We start from the raw sequence: 24,674 nt of genomic DNA on the forward strand, positions 1-24,674 counted from the left end.
TAAGCCAACATCCATATTGAATTTGCTACTGCCATCACGAGCAGGCGCTCCCGAGCGCCTGCTTTTGGCCGACTGCTGAATGTCGCGTAGGGCAGCAAACGACCCATAGCAGTCAATCACCCAAGGCGCTACGCTCGCAGGCACGTTCCTTCAGGTAATGACAATTACGACATGAAACGCATACTTGATCGTTTACGTGGCTGGGCCAGAAAACTAAAACGGCAAACCATGGTTCTCTGGTTTTGCTATCAGCATCCGCAAACACCCTGGTTACCCAAATGGATTTCGGTTTTTGTCGTGGCGTATGCTCTGAGTCCAATCGACCTGATTCCTGATTTCATTCCTCTGCTTGGATACCTGGACGACGTGATTATTTTGCCGCTTGGAATTCTGCTCGCTATTCGGCTGATGCCTGCACAGGTGCTCGAGCACTGTCAGCTCAAAGCGAGTGAGTGGGAGAAAAGTCATATGAAGCGGCCAGTGAACAGATTTGCTGCAGTTATCGTTGTATTAGTTTGGTTTGTTGCTGCGGGTATTTTGGGGGCTTACTTCCTCTGATTAGAAGTCGATTTCCCCACCGAGCGGTCATGATTGGATGACTCCTGCCGGCCAATTGCTGCCTGTCGCGAAGGGCTGAAAACGACCCATTGCGGACGCTGGGCAGCCCTAAATACCTCCAGTGTCGTCAACGTCACTATAGATCCCGAGCCCAGGTCTGGCTGACCAGCCCCTTCCCGAAGCTGTGTACGGTTGGCTTCGGGGCAGGATGTCCGCAACTCGAAGCCATGCTCAAACGCGCCGTTACTCGCGGAAGCTGGACAACACTTGGTCGTGTCTTTCCTCACCTGCCCGGACTGCGCATCTCGTAGGCAGCGATTTCAGTTAACACTGATGTGCCCTCAAAGACAGGAATCCTGATGATCTTGATTCATATCTATCCTCATCAAGGGGAGCAATTTCTCGATTTTCACCGAATCGCAGGCGATCAACCATTCGATCGCTAAAAGTAAATCTTACGGATAGTTTCACTTAGGAAAGAGTAGCGTGTACGCCACCCGAAAGCCCCAACCGTGTGCACCATCTTCAGGACTGTCCGCCCAGTATCGCGGCCCCACCTGAAGGCTCATGGGCTGCTTGCCAACTTTGAACAATTGCGTCACGAACAGGTTGATCGGCACATTCCACTCCCTGGCTTCCCAGTCGTAAGTGGATTCTGTATTAATGCCAAAACTTGTGTACGACGCTGTGGTATAGACCAGAAATGGTTGCAGATACGTCTGATTGACCTTCTCCTTGTCATTGGCCGGGTTGTTGTCCAGCGACCAGATGTGGTTCGCCAGAATACCGTTCGTCCAACCATTGGCCTGCTTCAACGCCACCGCTGTAGGTCCAATCCCCCATTGTTCACTACTCAATAGCTCATCACTACCGGTCGGCAACAACAACGCGGGGCCTGCGCCCCAGATCCAGCCGTCCTCGGTCGGCTTTTTGGGCGAGAAAAAGAAGCTTTGCGAGGTGTCGCCTACTCCGCTTTTATCGGCGATACCCCTCGGTGCCAATCCGTGTTGATCAATGATCGGGAGAATCGTGCGAGAGATCAGATTCCAATCTTCATTGAGTGTGAAGGGTAAAACCGGCTGGATATTAGTGACGCTTTGGATTCCATTACCAGAGGGCCCCATTTTCTGATTCCAGTTGTATTGGATGGGTAAGCTATACAGTGCCGCGACTGGATTCAATGACTGTTTAGCCAACTCCGCCTGATCATCGGCCTGACTGGAAACGGAAATACCGAAAACCAAAGGTGATAGCAAAAGTCGTTCAATGTGCTTGTTCATGTCGAATTCCTTGGATGCGGATCGCCGCTGGCTCCTCAATGATCAACGGAAGCCTGCTAACGACAAGCAGAAGTTACTGGAACACCTCGATCTCAGTGGGCCGTGATTAACTGACCCAAAAAGATAAAGGCGCCCGATCTGTTGTGGGCATACCTGCTTCATACTGAGGTTACGTACTTCACAAGTTCAACGTCCCCCGTAACCAAGTCTTGTAGAGACTAGGCACGAGGAGTCGTAAAGTTTTACCGTTGCGGTGACGATTACCTGAGCAATCGTACGAATGCGTGCCAACAGCAAGTAGTCGCGAGATCGCGCCACTTCAATACCGCCAGCACCGGTGGCTGCCAACTGCCGCTCCCGCGTGAAGAATCGAAGGCTATGTCGCCTTCGTCCAGTAGAGGGGCAGTAAAACGACTAGGTTAGTTATTACCCAGAACAAAAGCTGTTACTGGGTAAGTTATCGATCAGCCGCGATACTCTAATGCCCAGGTACAGTGGCAGCGCACCAGCGCCGTCCGCTGTAACCGGTTATCAGTGGGTCACGTAGCCTTGACGAGTTGGGGTGGGCTCCACGTTCCTTTGCCAGCAGGCAAGATGGAAGGCGCTACCGTCTTCGGCCAATAGAGGCGCATCACCAAGTAGATCAGATCATTCGGTGCGGGCAACCAGTTGCTTTCCTTGTCCGTGCCGGGTGAATCCTTCTGGATGTACAGCGTGAGCGAGCCGTCTGGATTCTTCTTCATATTGGGCAGCATCGGCGAGTTGATGAGGTAGCGATTGATCGGATTCTTGATCAACAGTTGCGACTTGCCGTCGTACATGGTCACCGACCAGAAGGCATTCACTGGCGGGAGCTGTCCGGCGGGAAAGGTGATGGTGTAGTTGTGCTTGCTGCCGTCGAGCGGCTTACCATCGATCAGTGCCTTGGCCATCGGGTACGTCGCCTCTTCAGCGTCGTTGGCGTAGATGCCCGCTTGTGCGATGGCGGCACGCTTTAGCCAATCGCCATTGTAGAAGGCGGCGTCACCGCCGGAGCTCACGATGTTCCAGCCATTGACCTGCGTACCGAGATGATTGACTGCATCTTCGACCTTCGCATGCCCAGCCTGCATGCCCTCAACAATGGCGGCCTTTTGTTCGGTAGAGAGCGCCTGGAAGTTAAAATCCTTGCCGGCGCCAATGCCCAAACGGGCCAGCTTCGCGCGGATCGATGCTTCCTCCGGTGTGGCCGGGGCAAGCTGCATCACAACGCCCAGATATTTGAAGAAATCGGTCTTCACCAGATCCTTGTCGATCTTCGGGAAGTCGATCACCGGCGCGGCAGGCGGCGCGGGTTGCTTGAGAAAAGCCGATAGCGGCTGTGCTGCGTAGCTGGACTGGATCTTTTCGACATTCGGCATGTCCGCCGAGTTTAAGAGCTGGGTGCGAAAGATCACGAAGGGGAGTTGCGTGCGGGAATGAAACACCTTCTTGATTCCCGGCGGGGTCACGCCTTTCCAGTCGGGACCGACCACCAAGTAATCGCCGGCTTCGTTGCCGGTGGTGCGGCTGCCGATGTAACCGAAGTTGTAGGTGTTGTTATCGATGAGCTGCACCGAGTAGTACCGTTGCTTCTCCACCGCCGGTACCGAAATCACGATAGGCTCGCGGCGCACATCCATGAACATCAAGGAATACGGTGTGTCGCTGTTCGGCGAGACGATGGCTGTGTCTTTGTAGGTAAAGACATTGTGCATGCTGTGGATGTGGTTGAACGGCGCCTTGTACTGGCCGGAGTTCTTGTCCACGGCATAGTCGTACATGGTTGCGTAGTTCATCACGATGGGCAGGCCGTAGATGTAGCCTTCCTCGGCGATGGCTTTCGTTTCGGCGGGAGTGATGTCCGCTGCTTGGGCGAGCGTAAATCCAAAGGACGAGAGCAATACCATCGCACAGCCAAATGTTCTCGGTAGTGTGGTTATCATGAACCTGAAACTCCATTTTTTGAATTGTCTGAGTGTTGGCTAGCTACTAATTAGGCGATAAACAATGTCGCGGATGCTCGCGACATGATGTCTCTTTACGATCCGTGTCATCCCCTCCATCGAGTATTCGTTTTCCAACTCCTTTCGAAAGAGTTCAAGCATAGCAGCGGCAGTGTGGATTGAACCCTACAAAAACGGACACCAATTCCCTGTTAAATTGATGCGGCTGCCAAGCACCTGAACTCTCTCGATGAACCGCGAAAAGATTTGGCGTCGAACGTATGAGGGTCAAAACTCTTCTTTGCTATTGACCGATTACTGCCAGGTATCACGGGCTACAATAGGCTGATTGTGTTGAAACGTAGCTCCCGGCAAAATTTCTGTATTGGCCAGCAGGGAAGCACGCAGCAAGATGGAACAGTTGTCGAGTGGCCAGGAACGGCTGCTTTACTCGTTCAACCTTGAAGATCACATCCCCGCCAATCACCTTCTGCACAGCATTGATCCGTGTCTCGATCTGAGCGATCTGCGCCATTACCTCATCGACTTCTATCGTCCGATTGGGCGTCCATCGATTGATCCTGAGCTGATGATCCGCATGCTGATCGTGGGTTATTACTACGGTATTTGCTCCGAACGGCGGTTGTGCGAAGAGGCCCATTTGAACTTGGCGTATCGCTGGTTCTGCCAGTTGAGTCTCGAAGATTAAGTACCGAATCACTCGACGGCTTCCAAGAACCGACACGGCCACTTTCGGGACAGCGAACTGTTTCGCTGGTTGTTCAATGAGGTGCTGCGTCGCTGCATGGATGCGGGCCTGGTCAAGGGCGAAGGCTACGCCGTGGACGCCAACACCATCAAAGCGGATGCGCGTTGGCAGCGTGGCGTGCCGAGTGTCATCGTAGATGTGGAACCCACACTGGCTCATCGAACGGCCGAGGTCGAGAGCATCAAGACGATGATTGACCGTGTCGAAGCGCAGTTCGACATCAAGCCCGAGCGCCTCAGTGGAAAAAGTACCTACGGGTTTGGTTTGGTCTGTGCATTAGGGGCATTGGTTTTACTATCACCATTCATCACCTTCATAGCTTTGAAAATTATGGCGAGTGGCGCACAGATATCTGTCTTATGCCGAATGCGTTCCGGGCGCAGTGGCGCAAGGCAAGTCTGCGAGACGTTGCTATGATTTCTGAGGATTTCATTGCAAGGATTGCCCATGAAGCGCTTCATCCAAAGCGAACATCGAGTCCTAAACACCTTACTTCCCGAGAGCCTCGACGACTACATCAGCGATACCAATCCGGTGCGCGTAGTCGACGCCTTCGCTGATGAAGTCGACCTGGGCAAGCTGGGTTTTTAAGGCGTCATTCCAGCCGGTTCTGATCGACCTGCTTACCACCCCGCGATCCTGCTGAAGATCTACTTCTACGGCTATCTCAACCGCATCCAGTCAAGTCGATGTTTGGAGCGTCAAGCTCAGCGCAACGCCGAACTGATGTGGTTGACCGGGCGTTTGATGCCTGACCTCAAGACCATCGCCAACTTCCGAAAAGACAACAGCAAGGCCATCCAGGGCGGCTTGCTGATTTTTTGCATCAGCAATTGTGGATAAGCTTAGCAGCGGTGTCCCGCTAGCCAAGCGGGCGTCTGCGCTGGAGGTGCTGAAGTCAAAGTATGCCAAATCACGATGCATGGGGAGTTTTGCCATGTTCATCTGATGAAAGAACGAGGGGAGCACATGGCAGTTTTGCTTTTTTTGCCGACTCAAGGTTTTTTAGCCGGTGGGAGGTTTTGTAGAAGCGAGCAAGCTCGCTTCCACAAAATTCGTACAGGAAGCAGGTACAGTGTTTACGAATCTGAACAGTCAGCCTTAACTGCCTTGCGGCACAACGCGGGCATCATTGCCTGAGCCCTGGATATACACCTTCGAGCCTTTAGCCAGGGACGGATTGATCGGTTGGGTCACCGACACCAGCACGCCACTGCTGACCCGCACGATGATCTGTTGTGCCTCGACCGGTTGGTCATACTTTTTCTTCTCGGCGTAGTTACCTCCAGCCGCACCGGCGAGTGCGCCAGCAACCATGGCGACGTCACGCCCGGTGCCACCCCCGATCAAGCTGCCAACCGCCAGACCGCCAAGGCCACCGAGTACGGCGCCGACGCCACTGTCGTGGTTGGTCTGCATCTGCGTCAGCGATATCTGCTCGATCTTCCCTGAGCGAATCTCGATTTCACCGGCGCCGCCATCGGTTGACCCGACGGCGGAACAGGCACTTATCAGCACAGTCATCAACGTGACTGACAGCCAGGTCAGAATTGCTTTCATTGCGGTGCACCTCGTTATTGGTATTTGATGGCAAAGCCTTTCAGCTGCGCCCCTGAATCGTTTCGATGTCCCGGCTCCACAGAGGGCCTGTGATATAGGCGGCGACGGGTTGAATGCGGTCGTAGACGACAACGACGGCGTTTGCGCCAAGTTTGGCGCCCTCTTCACGCAGTTTTTGTTCGACTTGGGTGATCGCCGGTGCCGGGTCGACCGTGGCATCAATCAGTATTTCGCCCAACCGCATATAGGGTCTTGTCGGTTCTGAGCGTAACACCTGGACTTTGCTGGGCAAGGTCGACGCGGGATGCTCGACCCCAACGTAAGCGGTTGTCTGGGCGTCATCCGATGCGCAGGCACTTAACGCAAGCGCACTGGCAACGAGAGCCGCGACGAGCAACGGCCGCTTCAATCTTGAGAATCGAAGCGATGAAGAGGGAGACATGTCAGCATCCTCTGCTGGAAGTGTATTGAGCCAAGGTCTGTTGGTAGTTCAATCAAGGCTCAACTGCGAATGAATGCCCACAGATCGGCGTTCAACCTGTCGATCGCTACCTTGAAGTCCTGAGCGGTGATCTTCTGGCTTTCATTTTCCAGGGTAGTGCCGAACACTTTGCGCACGACTTTGGCTACGGTCTGGTTGGTTCTCGCATCGATTATCTCGGCCTCAATGAACAAAGTGCTGTCCTGATCGCGGTGGCCGGTGGCGGCCTGTGTTGCCCCGATCACGGCGGCGACCGGCACCACTTCATACCATTTCATCCCTTGGTTTTCGGCATTCACCCCGGTGATCGCCGCACGCATCAGCAGGGGTTTGGAGCCCGCCGGCGCAGCACTGGTGTTAGTCACCTCGCGGTATTTCTGACCCAAAGTGCTTTTGGCCTTACTGGTCATGTAGCTCTGGATATCCGTCAGCGTTTGCTGGCTGACCCGCTCATCGGGCTTGGGCGCGGGATAGAGCTCCAGTTTGTTGAATACCACGGTGTCATAGGCATTCGGGTTCCACGACGGACTGACCCAACGCATGGCTGTGCCGCCGCTCGGCGTTTCGACTTGCTGCAAATTGTTGTAGTTGGACAGGTAGCCCGAGTATTGCTCGGTTTCAGTGACTTTCGATACGCAGCCGGTCAATAACAAGCTGCTCAGTGCGGCACCCGTTATCCATTTGTGCGAGAGGCTCATATAACGGTACTCCTTGAGGGATGTGTTCCTGAATGTACTTTATTCAAGGTCAGACCTTGTGGCCTCAGCCCTTTCGGCAATAGGGCCACTGGATCTCAGCCTGAGCAATCGAACGACTGCTTGCCAACTGCAAGCAGTCGCAAGCGTCGCGTTACTTCGATGCCACCACTGCCGGCGGCTGCCAGCTGCCCGCGCCAGCGGGAAGAATTGAAGGCGGCGTGGCCTTCGGCCAATAGAGGCGCATCACCAGATAGGCCGAGTCGTCAGGCGCCGGCAACCAGTTGGACTCCTTGGTCTTGCCCGGCGAATCCTTCTGGATGTACAGCGTCAGTGAGCCATCCGCGTTCTTCTTCATGGCCGACAGCATCGGCGAATTGATCAGGTAGCGGTTGATCGGATTCTTGATTAGCAGTTGGCTCTTGCCGTCGTACATGGTTACCGACCAGAAGGCATTGACTGGCGGCAGTTTGCCGGCGGGGAAGGTGAGCGTGTAGTTGTGCTTGCCGGTATTCAACGTCTGGCCGTTGCCATCGGTACGCGTAATGGGGTACATCGCCTCGGCAGCGTCATTGCCGTACAGACCAGCCTTCGCGGCGCCAGCACGCATCAGCCAGTCGCCTTTGTAGAACGCCTGGTCGCCGAAGAACGCGCCGACGCTCCAGCCGTTGATATTCTTCATTCCGCTCGAGAGGAACTTGTCGACCTTCTCGTCACCGGCCTTCATCCCGAGCAGGACCACGGCCTTGTGCTCAAGCGAGAGGTCTTTGAATTCGAAGTTCCGACCGGGGCCTACGCCGATGCTCGCCAGTCTGGCACGGATCTCCTTGTCCTCCGCTGATGGCGGCACATACTGCAGCGCCGCCGACAGGTACTCGAAGAAGTTGGCTTTGATGCCCTCCGTGGTAGCCGGCACGAAATCAATCTTCGGCGCGGCGGGCAGCGCGGGTTGATGGAGGAAGGCGGACAGCGGCTGGGCCTTGTAACCCGCCTGCAGCTTCTCGACATTTGGCATGTCGGCCGGATTGAACAACTGGGTCCGGATCAACGTCAGTGCGAAAGGGGTCGTGGAGCTGAACACTTTCTCGATGCCAGGGGGTGTCGCCCCCTTCCAGTCGGGGCCTGCAATCATATAGCTCCCGGGTGCGCTGGCAGTTGCCCGGCTCCCGATGTAGCCGTAATTATAGGTGTTGCCGTCGATCAGCTGCACCGAGTAGTAGCGCTTTTTGGAGACGGCCGGCACGGTGATTACGAGCGGCTCTGCACGCAGGTCGGCCCAGAGAAAGGAGTACGGCGTGTCGCTGTTGGGTGTAATGATGGCCGTGTCAGCCGGTGTCGCGACCTTATGATCGTTGTGCAGCTGGTTGAAGGGGGCCTTGAACTGGCTGGACTTGGAGTCCACCGCGAATTCGTTCATCACGGCGTAGTTCATGACCAGCGGCAAGCCGTAGATAAAGCCTTCCTCGGCGATCGCCTTGGTTTGCTCCAGACTCGGCGCGGAAACGCCCTTGGCCGCATCCGCCTTGTCTGCCTGCGCGATCGGATCGTTCTTGCCCGCACACCCCGCGAAAAGCGTTGAACCCACTACGACGACTGCCGCAGCCATTGTCCAGCTACTGTGAGACTTCCTGTTCATTTCCACCTCGTTAGTTTTCTGCAAGCTGGCGTCGTGAGTATTCATGTCCACGGTTAAGTAATCTGAAGACCTGAAACCCTCGCCGATTTTTTCAATAGCGCCAAGTCATGTTGGCGGTCAGGGCTTGAATCCAGGCGTTGTCGAATTCGCCTGATACACGATTGCCAGACAGAGATTTTTGCTGATCGACTGGCATGTCCCCCATCCACACCGTGACCCAACTGAAATTCACGTCTGTCTCTTTATTCAGCGAATAAGTAAAGCCTGTGGCGAAGCGCCAAGCGGCGCCCATGGGTACGGTGGGCGTACGATCACCATCGGACACAGCGGACGTGTCATAGGCAATACCGAAATCCCAGATCCAGTCCTGGTTCATTTGGTATTGAGCGCCAAGCGCCAATTGATACGTGTCTTTGTAATGCGCATCGATTGAAGCGGCCCGGGAACCGGTTCTGGAAGTGTCTACGTCAATGCCGATGTCGCCGAATTTCGACCAATCCTGCCAATTGACCGAGGCCAGAAAAGCCCATTGCGTATCCAGTTGCTGGTACAGGCTGAGGGTCGCCGTTTGCGGTACTTTCAGGTCGATCTTGGTATTGAGGCTGTTGAGGCGGTTCACCAACGGAGCACTGCTCTTCACATCCAGGCGATCCTCGAAGTCGAGGTCAACCTGACTGGTGTAAGCCAGACCAATCCGAGTGCCTGGCTTTGGGGCATAAATCACGCCTGCGTTGGCCCCGTAACCCCATGTGCTGTCCCGGTATTTGTATTGGCCGTCACCCCGTTGTGTCAGTCCGAGCGGAGCCTGATCGATGGCGGCTTCGCTCTTCAGCGTCCCGTACATGGCTTTCAGTCCGACGCCGACGGACCATTGATCGTTGAAGCGATAGGCGACACTGGGTACCAGTGACAGTCCCGCAATGCTCGCGTTCTGCACGAAATAACGGCCGGACCAGTCGTTGTCGTAGTTTTCAGCGAGGCCGAAATCGCCATAGGAGCCGAAGCCGACGGACCACCGATCATCCAGTTGATGGCTGATGAAGAAACTGCCGCCCGGTATGGGATTGAGCGCGTTACCGCTGCCAGTGCCCGGCACATTGGTTTCACTGTCCCGATCAAACGATAAGTCACCAAAAAGAACCTGAGCGCCAGCGGAGATCTGTGTTCCGCTGAGGTAACTCAAGCCTGCGGGGTTGCTGGCGATGGTCGAAGGGCCTTGTGCCCGGGCCGCTGCACCGGCATTGGCCAGTCCGACGTTGTCGGTGGCGATTTCGTACAACATCAGGCCACCTGCAACACTGTGGCCACTGGTAAAGAGTGTCAGCACACCAAGAACAGTAATCGACAACACACTTTTATTTAATGGCATGAAATCCCTCTCTTCAGATCACTCAATCGATATCGCTTAGATCGCCCCAAGGCCGGGGCGCCGTCTTTTACTCGTGCGGCTTTCTTGAGTATCTGCGCGGAACTCCGACCGCAGGTGCAACTAATCGCCAGCCTCATGAACAGCACAAAAAACCGAAGATCAGCTTTGCAGCCAGCCTGTTGTTGCGTTCACTTTACGGCAATCATCAGAAAGGCATCTTGCATTTTCGGACACCGACGCGCGGTATATGGGTGTATGGAAATTGTTGAATCAACCCTCAATGGAGGCTACCCCAGTTCATCTCTCCAATGTTGTGGTGACGTATTTGTCCACGTTTTGAACGCACGGGAGAAGGCGTTTGGATCCTGGTATTGAAGGGTCTGAGAGATTATGGATATCGGCAAATCCGTATCTTTCAAGAGCTGCCGCGCGAAGTTGCTTCTGGAATCGGCGATGAGTTCTCTCAGGTGAGAACCTTCCGCATCCAGTCGGCGTCGCAGCGTTCTTTCATTCAATGAGAATTGACTGGCGATGTGCTTGGAGTTTGCCTGGCCTTTCAATAATAGAGCGTATGTCTGGCTCTTTATTTTTTCTGAAATCGTCAAATGTGACGTGGCGGTCGAAATAGCCAGTTTAAGCAGATGGTGTAAGCGTGGATTCGCCGTAGATTGAATTTGTCGGAGTTGCTGATTGTTTATTACAAGTCCGGAGATGCTTGCATTGAACTGAATGTTACAGCGAAATCTTCTGACGTACGGGGTGATGTCTGATGGCTTGCGATATGAAAACTGCACGCGAACTGGCGTCCAGTTAGCGCCTAATAAGATCCGCAGCATTTGGAGGCCAACCATGACGGCAGTGTCAACCAGTAATGATTGATTGGGCAGGTCGTGGCGATAAATGACATATCCCAACAAGCTGTGTTGGCCCGCCAAGGGAAGAAGGAGTGGGGTCGCGCCACGATCATAGAGACAGGCATGCCCGACCAGGTCGTTCAATGCGTCGCCTGGTGTAGTCGCGAGACGCATAAGCTGACCTACCGGCCCCAAATTATCCAGCGAAAAGCGCTCACCGATCAACAGGCCAATATGGGGGCACTGAGTGTGTTCGAATGCCGTGTTGAACAGACGAGCAACGTCCATGTAGGCGAGATGGTTGTCTTCATTTGCAAATTGCTCAAGGCTGATACCAGCGTCTTTGAAAACGCCTCTCGAGGAACCCCCTATTGCGTCAACTACTTCCGGGAACCTACGGAATGGGCTTGTACTAATTTCTCCAGGCCCGCCCATTCTTAAAGATGATTTTTTGGAGGGCATATTAGCTCGCTATCATTCCTGAAACTGGCACATTGGCCACGTTGGCGATCATCTGATACATGGCGAGCAAAAGAGCGTAGCGCCCATGAGCCAGCGCCTGACACCTCGCGGCCGTTCTGCGCCGCCCCTCAGTCCTTGGGCCGAATCATCGAATACACGAGTCGTGCGCATTAATTGCATCCAAAAAATACATAATATTGAATACGCTGCTTTTAGCAAGGATGCGCTTTTTTTTAAATGGTCCATAGAGACTATGCTCCACCCTAATAGCCGCTTCCATACATCGAGGAAGTTAGGTTAGAGGGTATTCTTCTGGTGTTTTTGTTCCGATATGCTCAGGGCAAACAGGTCTTGACTAGCGACGTGCCATTGCCGCGTGAGGTGCTCGAAGCTTCATTGGATCTCATCCGCTAAAAAGTATGCTTGTCCTCACTCATGAATATTGTTGGTTTCAATTGTATACAGGCGATGCATTGGTGACCGGCTGCCTCCCACTCGGACTGTGTGTAAATGCAGCAGCCTGGTCGGGCGACGCGAACATGCACTTGGTCAAAAATAAAAAATGAAGTGAAGCCAACAGCGGGAATGGGCCCCCTTTTTTCTGGATTAGCAAGGAGACTGTCCGCGCGCAAGGGTTGCAGCTTGCCGGCGCTTTGGGAACGCAGATGTGTCCGATGTCGTTTATCTGCGAAGACCGCTATTGGCCGATATCAGCCAGAACAGACACGATTTTTCCCGAAAGCTTAGAAATCATGCACGCCCATGCAGACTTACTACATATCCCTCTGTGGCGAGGAGCTACCCTCCCCCCGCCACAGAGGGTCATGTTTATTCCTTCAGCTCAACGTGATCCAACGCCTGATTCACCGCCAATTCCCCCAACATCACCACTTGCGTAATCCCCAGTAGGGTCTTGCGGTGTGAGTTTTCCAGTAACGCCGCAAAATTGCTGAACATGGTGGTGGCCGAGCCCAGTGATTCGCTGGCGTTGGCCAGCAGGGATTCGGTGTTGTACTTAGGATTGGCAAGGAACATAGGTTCAGGTTCGTGGGTACTGGCCATGATTTGGGCAGCCGGGTTGAGGTAGTGGTCGAGGGCACGTTCGGCCGCTTCGTGGAATTTTTTGGAATCGAGGGATTCGTAGGGCGATGCCGGATCGGTTTCCGATGGGTTTGGTGTTGGTTTGATCATGGCGAAACTCCTGATTGTTCATTAGGAGCTACCCGCATCACTTGCAGATGATGGGTGGCAGCTATGTGCGGGTCTGCAAGACCGGGAAACCAGGAACCCGGCAGACCGAAGTCTCCCGCACAAAGCCGCCATTTCGCGGACATAAACGAGCGTCCTTTGGCAGGGCTATGCGACTGGTATTCCGGCGGGCTTGCAGACCCGATCACTGTTGAGCAGTGACAGGAATCAAGTTACTGGCGGGCACCTGGACGCACAAGCCGGCGGATTCTGTCTTACCCGTAGGCGATGGCGCAAGGCGTTGTAGCCTTTGAGTGGTAACAGGGGGCTTCGTTTAAACAGGCAGGATTTTTGTTGTTTAAGCGTCGGTAAACAGAGGGAAATTACTCACTGCGTCGGTCAAACGTAATCCATGTGGGAGCGAGCCTGCTCCTACAGGGTTTGGTGTTTTATCTGGGGGTATTGGGAGGGCATGAACATGCTCTGCCCGCCCTGTTCAGTCACTTCTTGTTGGCTGCCAAATAATACGCAACTAAAGCATTGGCATGGCCATGCCCCAGACCGTGTTCAGCCTTCAGCCAGGCCACCATTTCCATGTGCTTCTTGCCGCTCACTGTTCCAAGCAGATTCAGCCAGTGGCTGATGGGCTGACCGTACTTTTTTTCAATTGAAGGGAAGTACGACGCTGGCCCTTTTACTTTTGTCTCTTCGCTCATGCTGCAAGCTCCCTTAAGCGCGACGGAGTGTCGGATAACGCTCCTTGTCGTCTCCAATAGATTGGACGCCAAACGCTATCCCAGCAACAACCCCTGCTCCGCTTCACACAACCCCACCACATAATCCCAGACCACCCGCAGTCGCACCGATTTGTGCAGCTCGCGCCGTGTGCTGATCCAGTAACTGCGCTGGATGCTTTCATCCGGCAGCAACGGCACCAAATCCGCATCGGCGCTGGCCATGTAGCACGGCAACACGGCGATGCCCAACCCGGAACGCGCGGCCTGTTGTTGAGCGATGACGCTGGTGCTGTGGAACACCACTCGCGGGTTGCGGCAGTAGCTGTTGAGGAACATCAATTCCTGGCTGAACAGCAAGTCGTCGACATAGCCGATCCAGGCGTGGCGACCGAGGTCTTCGCGAGTGTGCAACGGTGGGGAACGGTCAAGATACGCCTGGCTGGCGTAGAGCCCCAGGCGGTAGTCGGTGAGTTTGCGGGTGACCAGCATGTCGGCGGCCGGGCGTTCGAGGTGGATGCTGATTTCGGCTTCGCGGTTGAGGATGCTGACGAAGCGCGGCACCGCCACCAGTTCCACTTCCAGCCCCGGATAGCGTTCGAACAAACCGTTCATGCGGCTGGCGAGGAACATGATGCCCAGCCCTTCCGTCACCCCGACGCGAATCTTGCCCAGTGGCGCGCTGGACTGGGTGATTTCTTCCTGGGCCAGCAGCGCTACGTTTTCCATCGCTTCGGCGTGTTTGAGCAGGGCTTCGCCGGCCGGGGTCATTTCATAACCCTGGGCATGCTGAACGAACAGCGCCGTGCCCAGGCTTTTTTCGATGGCCTCGATGTGCCGGGCGACCGTGGCGTGGGTGGTGTTCAAACGGCGGGCAGCGGTGAGCAAACGCCCGCTGCGCTGCAACTCGAGAAAAAACCGCAGGTCATTCCAGTCGAACATGATCCGTCCTTGAGGCAAGGCTGTTTAAAAACGCACAGCGGCTGCGCAAAAACTAACATTCTTTTGCCGAAAGCTAACAACTAGGATGACTGACAACAAGAACAACAATACGAGGTCAGGGATGCAGACTTCCCTTGATGAATTCGACTACATCGTGGTCGGCGCCGGCCCGGCCGGCTGTTTGCTGGCCAATCGACTGTCGGCCAACCCGCAACACCGGGTGCTGCTACTCGAAGCCGGCGGCCGCGATAATTACGCGTGGATTCACATCCCCGTGGGTTACCTGTTCTGCATCGGCAACCCGCGCACCGACTGGTGCTTCAAGACCCAGGCGCAACCCGGTTTGCAAGGTCGTACCCTGAGTTACCCGCGCGGCAAAGTGCTCGGTGGCTGCTCCTCGATCAACGGCATGATCTATATGCGTGGCCAGGCGGGCGACTACGACAGCTGGGCCGCGGACGGCAATTCGGGCTGGAGCTGGAACGACGTGTTGCCGCTGTTCAAAAAGAGTGAAAACCATTTTGCCGGCGACTCCGAATTTCACGGTGCCAGCGGCGAATGGCGGGTCGAGCGTCAGCGGCTGTCGTGGCCGATTCTCGATGCCTTCCGCAGCGCCGCCGAGCAAAGCGGCATCGCCAGCATCGATGATTTCAACCAGGGCGATAACGAAGGCTGCGGCTACTTCCAAGTCAATCAGAAGGCTGGGATCCGCTGGAACGCAGCCAAGGCGTTTCTCAAACCGGTCCACCACCGCGCCAATCTCACGGTGCTGACCGACGTCGAAGTCGACCGCGTGCTGCTGGACAACGGCCGCGTATCGGCAGTCATTACACACTGGCAAGGTCAGGCGAAAACCTTCAAGGCGCGCAAGGAAATCGTATTGTGTGCCGGCTCTGTCGGCTCACCGGGCATCCTCCAGCGCTCCGGAATCGGCCCTCGCCCGCTGCTGCAAAAAATCGGAATCGGCGTGGTGCATGAACTGCCGGGGGTGGGCGGCAATCTGCAGGATCACCTGCAACTGCGGCTGATCTACAAACTGGAAAACGCGCGGACGCTGAACCAGATCGCCGGTAGCGTGTGGGGCAAAATGGGCATGGGCCTGCGCTACCTTTATGACCGCAGCGGCCCGCTGTCCATGGCGCCGAGTCAACTGGGGGCCTTCGCCCGCTCGGGGCCGGAACAGACCTCGGCCAATCTCGAATACCACGTGCAACCGTTGTCGCTGGAGCGCTTCGGCGAGCCGCTGCACCCCTTCCCTGCCTTTACCGCGTCGGTCTGCGATCTACGGCCGCAAAGCCGTGGCCGGGTGGACATTTGTTCCGCCAACCCGCAGGACGCGCCACTGATACAGCCTAACTATCTGAGCCACCCGGAGGATTTGCGCGTCGCGGCCGATGCCATTCGCCTGACCCGCCGCATCGTCGCCGCACCAGCGCTGCGCGCCTTCAATCCGGTCGAGTACTTGCCCGGTGCGCGCTTGCAGACCGAAGAGGAATTGCACGAAGCCACCGCGCGGATCGGCACCACCATTTTCCATCCGGTCGGCACCTGCCGAATGGGCAACGACGCGGACGCGGTGGTGGATGCCGAGTTGCGGGTCCACGGCATTCCTGGCTTGCGCATTGCCGACGCCTCGATCATGCCGCGTATCACCTCGGGCAACACCTGTTCGCCGACGCTGATGATCGCCGAAAAAGCGGCGCAGCTAATACTCGAAACCACCGCGCCCCCTGTAGGAGCGAGCTTGCTCGCGAAAGCGGTGGATCTGCAACATTGATGTTGATTGACACGACGCCTTCGCGGGTAAGCCCGTTCCTACAGGATTGCAGTTGGCTCGCGGGCATTGAGGACTACTTCTACAAGGAACACGCAACACCAGTGGAACAACAAAAACAATCACTGTAAGGGATACCGATATGTCAGAACATGTTCAGTCTCTGGAAACCGTGCCGGTCGAGACGATCAGCCACGACACCCGCAAAGTCATCTTCGCCTCGTCGCTCGGAACGGTCTTCGAGTGGTACGACTTTTTCCTCTATGGCGCTCTCGCGGCGGTGATCAGCAAACAGTTTTTCGCCGGGGTCAACGACACCACGGCGTTCATTTTTGCGCTGATGGCCTTCGCGGCGGGCTTCGTGGTGAGGCCCTTCGGTGCCCTGGTCTTCGGCCGACTGGGGGACATGATCGGACGTAAATACACGTTCCTCGCAACCATCGTACTCATGGGTCTGGCGACCTTCTGCGTCGGCTTGCTGCCGACCTACGCGAGCATCGGCATCGCCGCGCCGATCATCCTGGTGGTGCTGCGCATGCTTCAGGGCCTGGCCCTGGGCGGTGAATACGGCGGCGCTGCGACGTATGTCGCGGAGCACGCACCGATGGGCAAACGCGGTTTCCACACCAGCTGGATTCAGTCCACGGCGACCCTCGGCTTGTTGCTGTCGCTGTTGGTGGTGCTCGGCTGCCGTTACTTCACCGGTGACCAGTTCGAAGTCTGGGGCTGGCGCATTCCGTTCCTGTTTTCGATCGTTCTGCTGGGCATCTCGACCTGGATTCGCCTGAGCCTGCACGAATCGCCGGCCTTCGTGAAAATGAAAGCCGAAGGCAAACTCTGCAAGTCGCCGCTGCGCGAGTCCTTCGGTAAGTGGGAAAACCTCAAAGTTGTACTGATTGCCCTGTTCAGCATCAACGCCGGGCAAGCGGTGACCTTTTACGCCGCGCAGTTTTACGTGCTGTTTTTCCTCACCCAGTTCCTGAAGATGGACCCGGCCTTGGCCAACGGCCTGCTGATCGTCAGCGTGATCATCGGCGCACCGTTCTTCATCTTCTTTGGCTGGCTGTCGGACAAGGTCGGGCGCAAGCCGGTGCTGATGATTGGCCTGCTGCTGGCCACTGCTCTGTATTTCCCGATCTTCAAATCCCTGGCGCATTACGCCAACCCGGCCATTGACCAGGCCAGCCGTCAGGCGCCGATCACCGTATTGGCCGACCCGGCGACTTGCACGTTCCAGTTCGACCCGGTGGGCAAGGCGAAATTTGATAGCCCGTGCGACAAGGTCAAAACCTTTCTGGTCAAGCAAGGCCTGCCTTACGCCAGCGCCGCCGCACCTGCTGGCAGTGGCGTGCAGGTCAGTGTCGGTGACGTGACGCTGGAAGGCTTCGATGAAGCTGCCCTGCGTGGCGCGGTGACCCTCGCCGGCTATCCGTCAAAGGCTGACATGCAGCAAATCAACAAACCGATGATCGTCGCGCTGATCGTGATCCTGATCATCATCTCGGCCATGTGCTACGGCCCGCTGGCAGCGTTGATGGTCGAGCTGTTCCCGACGCGCATCCGCTACACCTCGATGTCACTGCCCTATCACATCGGCAATGGCTGGTTTGGCGGGTTCCTGCCGACCGTGTCGTTTGCCTTGGTGGTCTACACCGGCGACATCTTTTACGGGCTCTGGTACCCGGTGGTGATTACCGCGGTGAGCCTGGTGGTGGGGATGATCTGTTTGCGTGAGACCAAGAACGTGGATCTCGATAAAAACTGACGGGCCTTTGTGGCGAGGGACTCCCTCGCCACACTTGGCTTTTTTATCTTCAGTAAAACGTCCCTCAGACCTCGGCGTCGAGTAACTCGAACTTCACCTGATCCGGGTAGAACGCCACATATTCGCGTATCTGCTCAACGGACACCTTGGGGTCTTCATAACTCCAAACTGCATTGGCAGCTTCATGCCCCGGGACTTGCAAACTGAAATAGCTGGCATCGCCCTTGTAGGGGCAATAGCTGGTGTGGTCGGTGCGGGCGTAATACTTTTCGTCGATGTCCTCTCGCGGCACGTAGTACACCGGCGGGTAATTGGCCTCCAACAGCACCAGTGCGCGCGCGGACGCGGCCACCTGAATGCCATGAAACTTCACCAGCAGGCAGCCCGGCTGCTCGGCGATGGTAATGACAGGACTAGGAGCGGAGCTTTTCATGGAATACGTTCCTCATGACGGTGATAAACCTGTGGGAGCGTGCGGTGCGGCGATCCGGCTTGCCCGCGATGGGTCGCGCAGCGGCCCCAAAACCCGAGACCACATCTGTCAGGTATAACCCAAAATTCGTCATCGCTACGGCCTCGCAGCCGAACGGGCCGTTTCGACGATAGCAACCAAACGCAACAGCTTTGCTGTACATCCATACAGATAAAGATTGATCGATTGCTCATCTCCGGCCATTCTGTGCGCCTCTTGCACACTTGAAGAACGATGGTGGTTATGCGGCTGTACCTCTGTGAAAAACCTTCCCAGGCCAAAGACATTGCGGCCGTGCTCGGCGCCAAGCGTCGGGGCGATGGCTGCTGGCTGGGAACAGACGTCACGGTGACCTGGTGCATCGGCCATTTGCTGGAAACAGCACCGCCGGACGCCTACGACGCGCGCTACAAACGCTGGGTACTGGCAGACCTGCCGATCATTCCCGAGAAATGGAAGATGACCGTCAAGCCGCGCACGGCCAGCCAGTACAAAGCCGTCAAACGCTTGCTCGGCGAGGCCGATGAGCTGGTAATCGCCACCGACGCGGACCGTGAGGGCGAGATGATCGCCCGCGAACTGGTCGAGCACTGCCGCTATCGCGGGCCGATCCACCGGTTGTGGCTGTCAGCGCTGGACGACGCGTCGATCCGCAAGGCACTGGCCGCGCTCAAGCCGGGGGCCGAAACCTTCAGCCTTTATCATTCGGCATTGGGCCGCTCCCGGGCTGACTGGCTGATCGGGATGAACATGAGCCGGTTGTTTACGTTATTGGGGCGTCAGTCCGGTTATCAGGGCGTGTTGCCGGTGGGCCGGGTGCAGACACCAACGTTGCGGCTGGTGGTGGATCGTGATCGCAGCATTGCCGATTTCGTCCCCGTGGCCTATTGGGCCATCGATGTGCAACTGCTGCACGACAGCACGGCGTTCACCGCACAGTGGCGCGCGGCATCCGATGCTTGCGACGATCAGGATCGCTGCCTGAATCAATCCTTCGCGCAAGACGCTGCCCGAGCAATTGGTAACGCTGCGAGTGCACGCGTGATCAAGCTGCGCACCGAGCGAATGCGTGAAGTGGCGCCTTTGCCGTTCGATCTGGGCACCTTGCAGGAAGTCTGCTCGAAGAAGCTCGGGCTCGGCGCCCAGGAAACCCTTGATATCGCCCAGGCGCTCTACGAAACCCATAAGGTCATCACCTACCCGCGCAGCGATTGCGGTTTTCTGCCATTGAGTCAGCACAGCGAAGCCCCGGGGATTCTCGCCGCACTGCGCCAGGCCGATCCGTCCCTGAACGCGCTGAACGATTACCTGGAACCGCAACGGCGCTCACGGGCCTGGAACGATGCCAAGGTCACCGCTCACCACGGCATCATCCCGACGGCAGCGGCGAAGAATCTGGATCGGCTGGTGGGCAAACAGCGGGCGGTCTACACGCTGATCCGCGCCCGTTATCTGGCGCAATTCCTGCCCAATCACGAATACGACCGCACCCAGGCCGATTTCAACTGCGCCGGTGAAGCCTTGCGCGCCGTCGGCAAACAAATCGTCGAGCCCGGCTGGAAACGTGCCCTGCCGGAAGCCCTGGCCCCCCCCAAGGGCCGCGAGGCGCCGGCGCCACAAACTCTGCCGGCATTGGCCGAAGGGCTCGATTGCGCAGTGGCCGACGTGAAGCTCAAGGACCTGTGGACGCAGCCACCCAAACCGTTCACCGAAGGCGACCTGATCAAGGCCATGAAGAACGTGGCCAAACTGGTGGAAGATCCGCTGCTCAAGCAGAAGCTCAAGGACACCACCGGTATTGGCACCGAGGCGACACGCGCCTCGATCATCCAGGGCCTGCTCGACCGTGGTTATCTGATCAAGAACGGCAAAGCCCTGGCCGCCACCCCGGCGGCCTTCAGCCTGATCGATGCGGTGCCGCGCGCGATTGCCGACCCCGGCACCACCGCGATCTGGGAACAGGCGCTGGACATGGTCCAGAGCGGCGAAATGAGCCTGGAAGAATTCGTCACCAAACAGGCGGCGTGGATGAGCAAGCAAGTCGCCCGTTGCGCCGGTCTGAACCTGACCATCAGCGGGCCGGCCAGTCCCGCCGGACGTGGCGCAGCACCGTGGAAGAAAAAACGCAAAGCGGCGACACGCAAACCTTCGACGGGCAGCAAACGCACAGCGAAGCCGGCAAGCAAGGCTTGAGGGCACTTCGAACGGACCGTGATGGTCTAGTGTTCTTCAAGTCCGGCGACCGCCTGTTTTTGAACAGATATCGCAGCCTCGTTTCACTCGAAAGCTGCTACAGGAATCTTATTTATGATTATCGTGCATCACCTGAACAACTCCCGCTCCCAGCGCATTCTCTGGCTGTTGGAAGAGCTATCTATTCCTTACGAGCTGAAACGGTATCAACGCGATCCGAAAACCAATCTCGCGCCGCCGGAACTGAAAGCGATCAATGCGTTGGGAAAATCGCCGGTCATCGAAGACGGTACGCAGACGCTGATCGAGTCCGCAGCGATCATCGACTACTTGATTCGCCGACATGGCCAGGGTCGTCTGCAACCCGATCCGTCCACACCCGCCTACGACGAATACATCCAGTGGCTGCACTTCGCCGAAGGCTCGGCCATGTTGCCGCTGATGTTGAATCTGTATGTCGGACTTCTGGGTGAAGCCGGTGGACCGCTGCATCCGCGCATCAACTCGGAAGTGGCCAATTACCTTGGCTACCTCGACACCGCACTGAGCCAGTCCGATTTTCTGCTCGGTGATGACTTCAGCGCCGCCGATATCCAGATGAGCTTCATTGGCGAGATCGCCAGAGTCCAGGGCAAGCTGGGCAACTACCCTCATGTAGCGGCCTGGATCGATCGCTTCCAGGCGCGCCCGGCTTACATCGCCGCATTGAAGAAAGGCGGGAAGTACGACTTCGCGCCGCACTGAGTGATCCTGACAGGGCCACGGATGGCCCTGCGCAATCTGGAGCGCCCCTAAATGCCTTCGATAGAACTGCACGCCGCACAGCGCGACGACCTCGACACCCTCGAAAACCTGATGCAGTTCTACGTGTACGACTTCAGCGAATGGCTGCCACTGAAATTGGGTGAACATGGTTTTTTCAGTATCCAGCCCAAACCGGAGTACTGGCGTAACCCTGCGACCCGGCCGTTTCTGATCAGGGTGGACGGTGAGCTTGCCGGTTTCGTGAGCGTGGATGATGACACCCACATTGAGGGTGCCGAGTTCAACATCGGCTACTTTTTTGTCACTCGGCGCTTCCGTGGCCAAGGTGTCGCGAAGTTTGTCGTTTCCACCCTCTTGAGCCAATTCCCCGGTCAATGGCAGATTTTCCACATCGATGCGAACCCGCCCGCACGACGGTTCTGGGCCAAAGTGATACCTGATCTCGCAGGCGGCCTATTCACCCTGCATCAGCGGCCAGTAGACGGTTATCCCTGCACCTTCTACCGCTTCCACTGCCCGCCGCCGTCGCCCTGACGGACGCGTCCAGGCTTGAGTTTTTCATTCCAATCCGTTTTGTCAGACAATATGTAGTGACTTAAAAAAATCACTACATAACGGTTGACGCCTCCGATTTGCCCTTGCATGATGCAGACATCTCCCCGATCGGGAGTACCGCAACATGTTTGAGCAAGCTCGTCTGACCGCCGAGCTGTTTTTCCCGGATACACGCTGCCCACAAGGCAGATTGAAGAAGCTGACCTGGCCCGAACGTCCAGTACAAGGACGAGAAGCGCTGGCGATCAATCCTCATGAAGCTTGTGGCCGACCCTCAAAAGTCGGCAGTGGCCTCCAGGTATTCGCTGCTTCTCTTCGTTGTGACGCTAACGCGTAGCAGTTATTCAACACGACTACATGCAACAGACGCGGGACCCCGTTGAATTCGACGGCCGACCGCTGACGTCCTGGTTTCGGTGCCAGGGATCAACTAACCGATGGGCTACTTGTATTAGCGACTCAACTTAAAAAAATTACCAAATGGTCAAGGGGCATATTATGAATCTGAACAATCAACCTACTATCGATGAACTGGCTCGTATGTTCGCGGCGCAAAAAGACAGCCTCGACAGCCACATTCTGTGGATCAGCAAATCGGGCCAGGTTCATATCGACTGCCTGTCGCCTCACGCTCATGAAGCGGAGTTCGACCAGAACAACCAGAACCTGCTCGCCCGACTGAAGATGTACCGTCGCGGCCAGGGCTATGTCGGCAAGAAAGCTGCGGCCGACAAGGACTTCATCGGTAATGTTCTGCAAACGCTGAAACAGGCGTGGGCATCGCTGCAGAACCAGAACGAAGTTCGGGTGATTGATCGGTTCTACTAATGACGTGACGTCAAACCTGACTCACTCATAAAAAAACGCTTCACGGATTACCGGGAAAGACGTTCTTGATCTTAATGAAAAAGAACTCGCTTTCCCGGTAATCGTTTGTTTGCTTGATTGATTTCGTTCCACGTCATCAATCACTTCTCCCGCTCGCTATCAGATGCGCTGACGACGCGCAGATTTGTATCGAACTGTATGTTCGGCGCGGATCTTACACAGCGTTACACAACGGCCGGTTCAAGACACACACGCACGACATGAGGGTGCAAAAGTGGGCTTCGTCGCAAGGGCTTCCCAGAACCCAGCGACTTGAATGATGAAGCCTCCTACCCTTAGCAGGAACCTGCCATGATCAATCAAATCGATACTGTGCTGTACACCGGGAAAACCCACACCACTGGCGGCCGTGACGGTCAGTCGAAAAGTTCGGATGGACGTCTGGACATCAAGCTGTCCCCACCCGGTTCGTCTGGCAACGGCACCAATCCGGAACAGCTGCTGGCGGCGGGTTGGTCGGCCTGTTTTATCGGCGCAATGGGCAAAGCGGCGGTTGCGTTGAAGGTGACTCTGCCGAGCGACGTTGCCGTGGATACCGAAATCGACCTGGGCAAGACGGACAACGCTTTTTTCCTCCAGGCACGCCTCAATATCAGCCTTCCGGGCCTGGATTCGGTGATCGCCCGGGCCGTCGTGGACGCCGCCCACCAAACCTGCCCTTACTCCAAAGCGACCCGCGGCAACATCGATGTCGTGATCAATCTGATTTGATCCGCACCCGTGTGACAGCCTGTCTTTTGGGGCAGGCTGTACCGATAGCGTTTTTCCGTCCTGCGGCTTTTTTGCCAGGATCAAATCGGTCTAAAAAGCACGGTTTACACCGCGCTCGCTTTGCTATTATCAAGGTGTAGGTGAAGACGCAGACTGATGCGCAAGCGGATAGCAAGGAGACGTGGGGCACGTCCCGAAGGGTACACGGTTAGAAAGATCTCCGCGCTGAGATCCAGCCCTTACGCCGTGTGAAGCAGAAGTACATAACACTGTTCTGTCAGAGTCCTGATAAACCTTGTAAGCCAGAAACCAGCACTGGCCACCTACTCGAAATCCGAAGCCCGCGTAAAGCGGGCTTTTTCGTTTCTGACCACTCGTCGCGAAGGCGCCCTGCTCCCCCTTGACACCGATGGGGGTCTGCGGGAATATTATTCAATCGCATGCGATACAAACGTATGCGATACGAAAATCAAACCTACTGCAACGTTGAGGATTCATCCCATGAGCAAGATCGAAAAAGTCCTGGCCTCCGGCAAGACCCACACCAAAATGAGCGCCGCTGGCGTCACTTCGCGCGGCCATAATGGCACCGTCGACATTCAGCTTTCTTCACCTGGCAGCGCGGCTCCTGCGCATGTATTCGAAGCCACCCAGCCACACCCTAAAGCCGAGCAATTGTTCGCCGGTGCCTGGTCGGCCTGCTACATCGCCGCCGTCGGCCTCGCCGCCAAGCAAATGAACGTCGAACTGCCCTCTGATGTGGCCGTGGACATCGAAGTCGATCTGGGCCAGACCGGTGAGGCCTACTTCCTTCAGGCTCGATTGACGCTGCGCGCACCTGGCCTGTCGCACGAAGTCGCGACAAAACTGGCACACGACGCTGACCAGATCTGCCCGTACTCGAAAGCGACACGCGGCAATATCGACGTGGCCATTAACGTCCTCACGGCTTGAAGAACCGTGTAACCGAGCCAGTCATTGGCTTCTAAAAACCCCATATATATCGCATGCGATGTAAGCGCATGCGAAACACAAATTACCGAATTCTTAAGGAATCAT

Annotated in this window: 20 protein-coding genes and 4 pseudogenes; 11 read left to right on the top strand and 13 right to left on the bottom strand. The window is 56.3% G+C overall.

The features are described 5' to 3' along the window. The first annotated feature begins 171 nt into the window (after positions 1-171). Positions 172-558 carry a YkvA family protein gene (locus ACWGZX_RS01200; RefSeq protein WP_223511210.1) on the top strand — a complete coding sequence of 129 codons (387 nt, stop codon included), beginning with the start codon at positions 172-174 and terminating at the stop codon, positions 556-558. A gap of 467 nt (positions 559-1,025) precedes the next feature. Here the strand turns inward: ACWGZX_RS01200 and ACWGZX_RS01205 are convergent, their stop codons facing one another. Continuing rightward, on the bottom strand, positions 1,026-1,838 hold the full coding sequence (locus ACWGZX_RS01205) for a transporter (protein ID WP_452626949.1): 813 nt from the start codon (positions 1,836-1,838) through the stop codon (positions 1,026-1,028). 539 nt (positions 1,839-2,377) lie between these two features. Further along, the gene (locus ACWGZX_RS01210) at positions 2,378-3,766 is read right to left on the bottom strand and encodes a DUF1254 domain-containing protein (protein WP_452628943.1); all 1,389 of its coding nucleotides are present in this window, start codon (positions 3,764-3,766) and stop codon (positions 2,378-2,380) included. Between the two features lie 448 nt (positions 3,767-4,214). Between ACWGZX_RS01210 and ACWGZX_RS01215 the strand changes: the two are divergent. Both ACWGZX_RS01215 and ACWGZX_RS01220 read left to right on the top strand, forming a co-directional pair. Continuing rightward, positions 4,215-4,829 (top strand): annotated as a pseudogene (locus tag ACWGZX_RS01215) (transposase); the annotation flags it as partial. 189 nt (positions 4,830-5,018) lie between these two features. After that, positions 5,019-5,378, top strand: a pseudogene (locus ACWGZX_RS01220) (transposase); the annotation flags it as partial. A 69-nt stretch (positions 5,379-5,447) separates the two neighbouring features. Here ACWGZX_RS01220 and ACWGZX_RS01225 read toward each other — a convergent pair. From ACWGZX_RS01225 to ACWGZX_RS01270, 10 genes and pseudogenes are all read right to left on the bottom strand, one after another. Next, positions 5,448-5,516, bottom strand: a pseudogene (locus tag ACWGZX_RS01225) (hypothetical protein); the annotation flags it as partial. A gap of 156 nt (positions 5,517-5,672) precedes the next feature. Further along, positions 5,673-6,131, bottom strand: coding sequence for a glycine zipper 2TM domain-containing protein (locus ACWGZX_RS01230; protein WP_452626950.1), 459 nt, complete (start codon positions 6,129-6,131; stop codon positions 5,673-5,675). A gap of 14 nt (positions 6,132-6,145) precedes the next feature. Next, positions 6,146-6,573: pseudogene (locus ACWGZX_RS01235) on the bottom strand (hypothetical protein). Between the two features lie 59 nt (positions 6,574-6,632). Continuing rightward, positions 6,633-7,310 carry a DUF3313 domain-containing protein gene (locus ACWGZX_RS01240; protein WP_223511218.1) on the bottom strand — a complete coding sequence of 226 codons (678 nt, stop codon included), beginning with the start codon at positions 7,308-7,310 and terminating at the stop codon, positions 6,633-6,635. Between the two features lie 151 nt (positions 7,311-7,461). Next, positions 7,462-8,943: a DUF1254 domain-containing protein gene (locus ACWGZX_RS01245; RefSeq protein WP_452628944.1), complete on the bottom strand. Its 1,482-nt coding sequence runs from the start codon at positions 8,941-8,943 to the stop codon at positions 7,462-7,464. Positions 8,944-9,034: 91 nt separating this feature from the next. Beyond that, positions 9,035-10,225: an OmpP1/FadL family transporter gene (locus tag ACWGZX_RS01250; protein ID WP_452628945.1), complete on the bottom strand. Its 1,191-nt coding sequence runs from the start codon at positions 10,223-10,225 to the stop codon at positions 9,035-9,037. Positions 10,226-10,599: 374 nt separating this feature from the next. Beyond that, positions 10,600-11,628, bottom strand: coding sequence for an AraC family transcriptional regulator (locus ACWGZX_RS01255; protein WP_452626951.1), 1,029 nt, complete (start codon positions 11,626-11,628; stop codon positions 10,600-10,602). Positions 11,629-12,456: 828 nt separating this feature from the next. After that, entirely contained in the window at positions 12,457-12,819 is a 363-nt protein-coding gene (locus ACWGZX_RS01260) for a DUF6124 family protein (RefSeq protein ID WP_452626952.1), read from the bottom strand. Between the two features lie 497 nt (positions 12,820-13,316). Next, positions 13,317-13,532 carry a DUF4287 domain-containing protein gene (locus ACWGZX_RS01265; protein WP_452626953.1) on the bottom strand — a complete coding sequence of 72 codons (216 nt, stop codon included), beginning with the start codon at positions 13,530-13,532 and terminating at the stop codon, positions 13,317-13,319. Positions 13,533-13,607: 75 nt separating this feature from the next. Continuing rightward, positions 13,608-14,492, bottom strand: coding sequence for a LysR family transcriptional regulator (locus tag ACWGZX_RS01270; protein ID WP_452626954.1), 885 nt, complete (start codon positions 14,490-14,492; stop codon positions 13,608-13,610). 121 nt (positions 14,493-14,613) lie between these two features. Here ACWGZX_RS01270 and ACWGZX_RS01275 point away from each other — a divergent pair, with 121 nt between their 5' ends. Further along, positions 14,614-16,269 carry a GMC family oxidoreductase gene (locus tag ACWGZX_RS01275; protein WP_452626955.1) on the top strand — a complete coding sequence of 552 codons (1,656 nt, stop codon included), beginning with the start codon at positions 14,614-14,616 and terminating at the stop codon, positions 16,267-16,269. Between the two features lie 139 nt (positions 16,270-16,408). After that, positions 16,409-18,031 carry an MFS transporter gene (locus ACWGZX_RS01280; RefSeq protein WP_452626956.1) on the top strand — a complete coding sequence of 541 codons (1,623 nt, stop codon included), beginning with the start codon at positions 16,409-16,411 and terminating at the stop codon, positions 18,029-18,031. A 64-nt stretch (positions 18,032-18,095) separates the two neighbouring features. Here the strand turns inward: ACWGZX_RS01280 and ACWGZX_RS01285 are convergent, their stop codons facing one another. Next, complete coding sequence (locus ACWGZX_RS01285) at positions 18,096-18,464, bottom strand: DUF427 domain-containing protein (protein ID WP_452626957.1); 369 nt, start codon at positions 18,462-18,464, stop codon at positions 18,096-18,098. A gap of 282 nt (positions 18,465-18,746) precedes the next feature. Here ACWGZX_RS01285 and ACWGZX_RS01290 point away from each other — a divergent pair, with 282 nt between their 5' ends. From ACWGZX_RS01290 to ACWGZX_RS01315, 6 genes are all read left to right on the top strand, one after another. Further along, positions 18,747-20,696 (top strand): DNA topoisomerase III, encoded by a 1,950-nt coding sequence (locus tag ACWGZX_RS01290; protein ID WP_452626958.1) that lies wholly within the window; start codon positions 18,747-18,749, stop codon positions 20,694-20,696. Positions 20,697-20,810: 114 nt separating this feature from the next. Beyond that, complete coding sequence (locus ACWGZX_RS01295; RefSeq protein WP_452626959.1) at positions 20,811-21,440, top strand: glutathione S-transferase family protein; 630 nt, start codon at positions 20,811-20,813, stop codon at positions 21,438-21,440. Positions 21,441-21,491: 51 nt separating this feature from the next. Next, positions 21,492-21,995 carry a GNAT family N-acetyltransferase gene (locus ACWGZX_RS01300; protein ID WP_452626960.1) on the top strand — a complete coding sequence of 168 codons (504 nt, stop codon included), beginning with the start codon at positions 21,492-21,494 and terminating at the stop codon, positions 21,993-21,995. A gap of 519 nt (positions 21,996-22,514) precedes the next feature. Further along, a complete protein-coding gene (locus ACWGZX_RS01305) occupies positions 22,515-22,844 on the top strand; it encodes a hypothetical protein (protein WP_007946256.1) in 330 nt (109 codons plus the stop codon). 351 nt (positions 22,845-23,195) lie between these two features. Then, positions 23,196-23,615, top strand: coding sequence for an organic hydroperoxide resistance protein (locus ACWGZX_RS01310; RefSeq protein WP_452626961.1), 420 nt, complete (start codon positions 23,196-23,198; stop codon positions 23,613-23,615). A 501-nt stretch (positions 23,616-24,116) separates the two neighbouring features. Continuing rightward, positions 24,117-24,569, top strand: coding sequence for an Ohr family peroxiredoxin (locus ACWGZX_RS01315; protein ID WP_452626962.1), 453 nt, complete (start codon positions 24,117-24,119; stop codon positions 24,567-24,569). The last annotated feature ends 105 nt before the right edge of the window (positions 24,570-24,674 follow it).

The organism is Pseudomonas sp. CLCA07 (assembly GCF_053615335.1).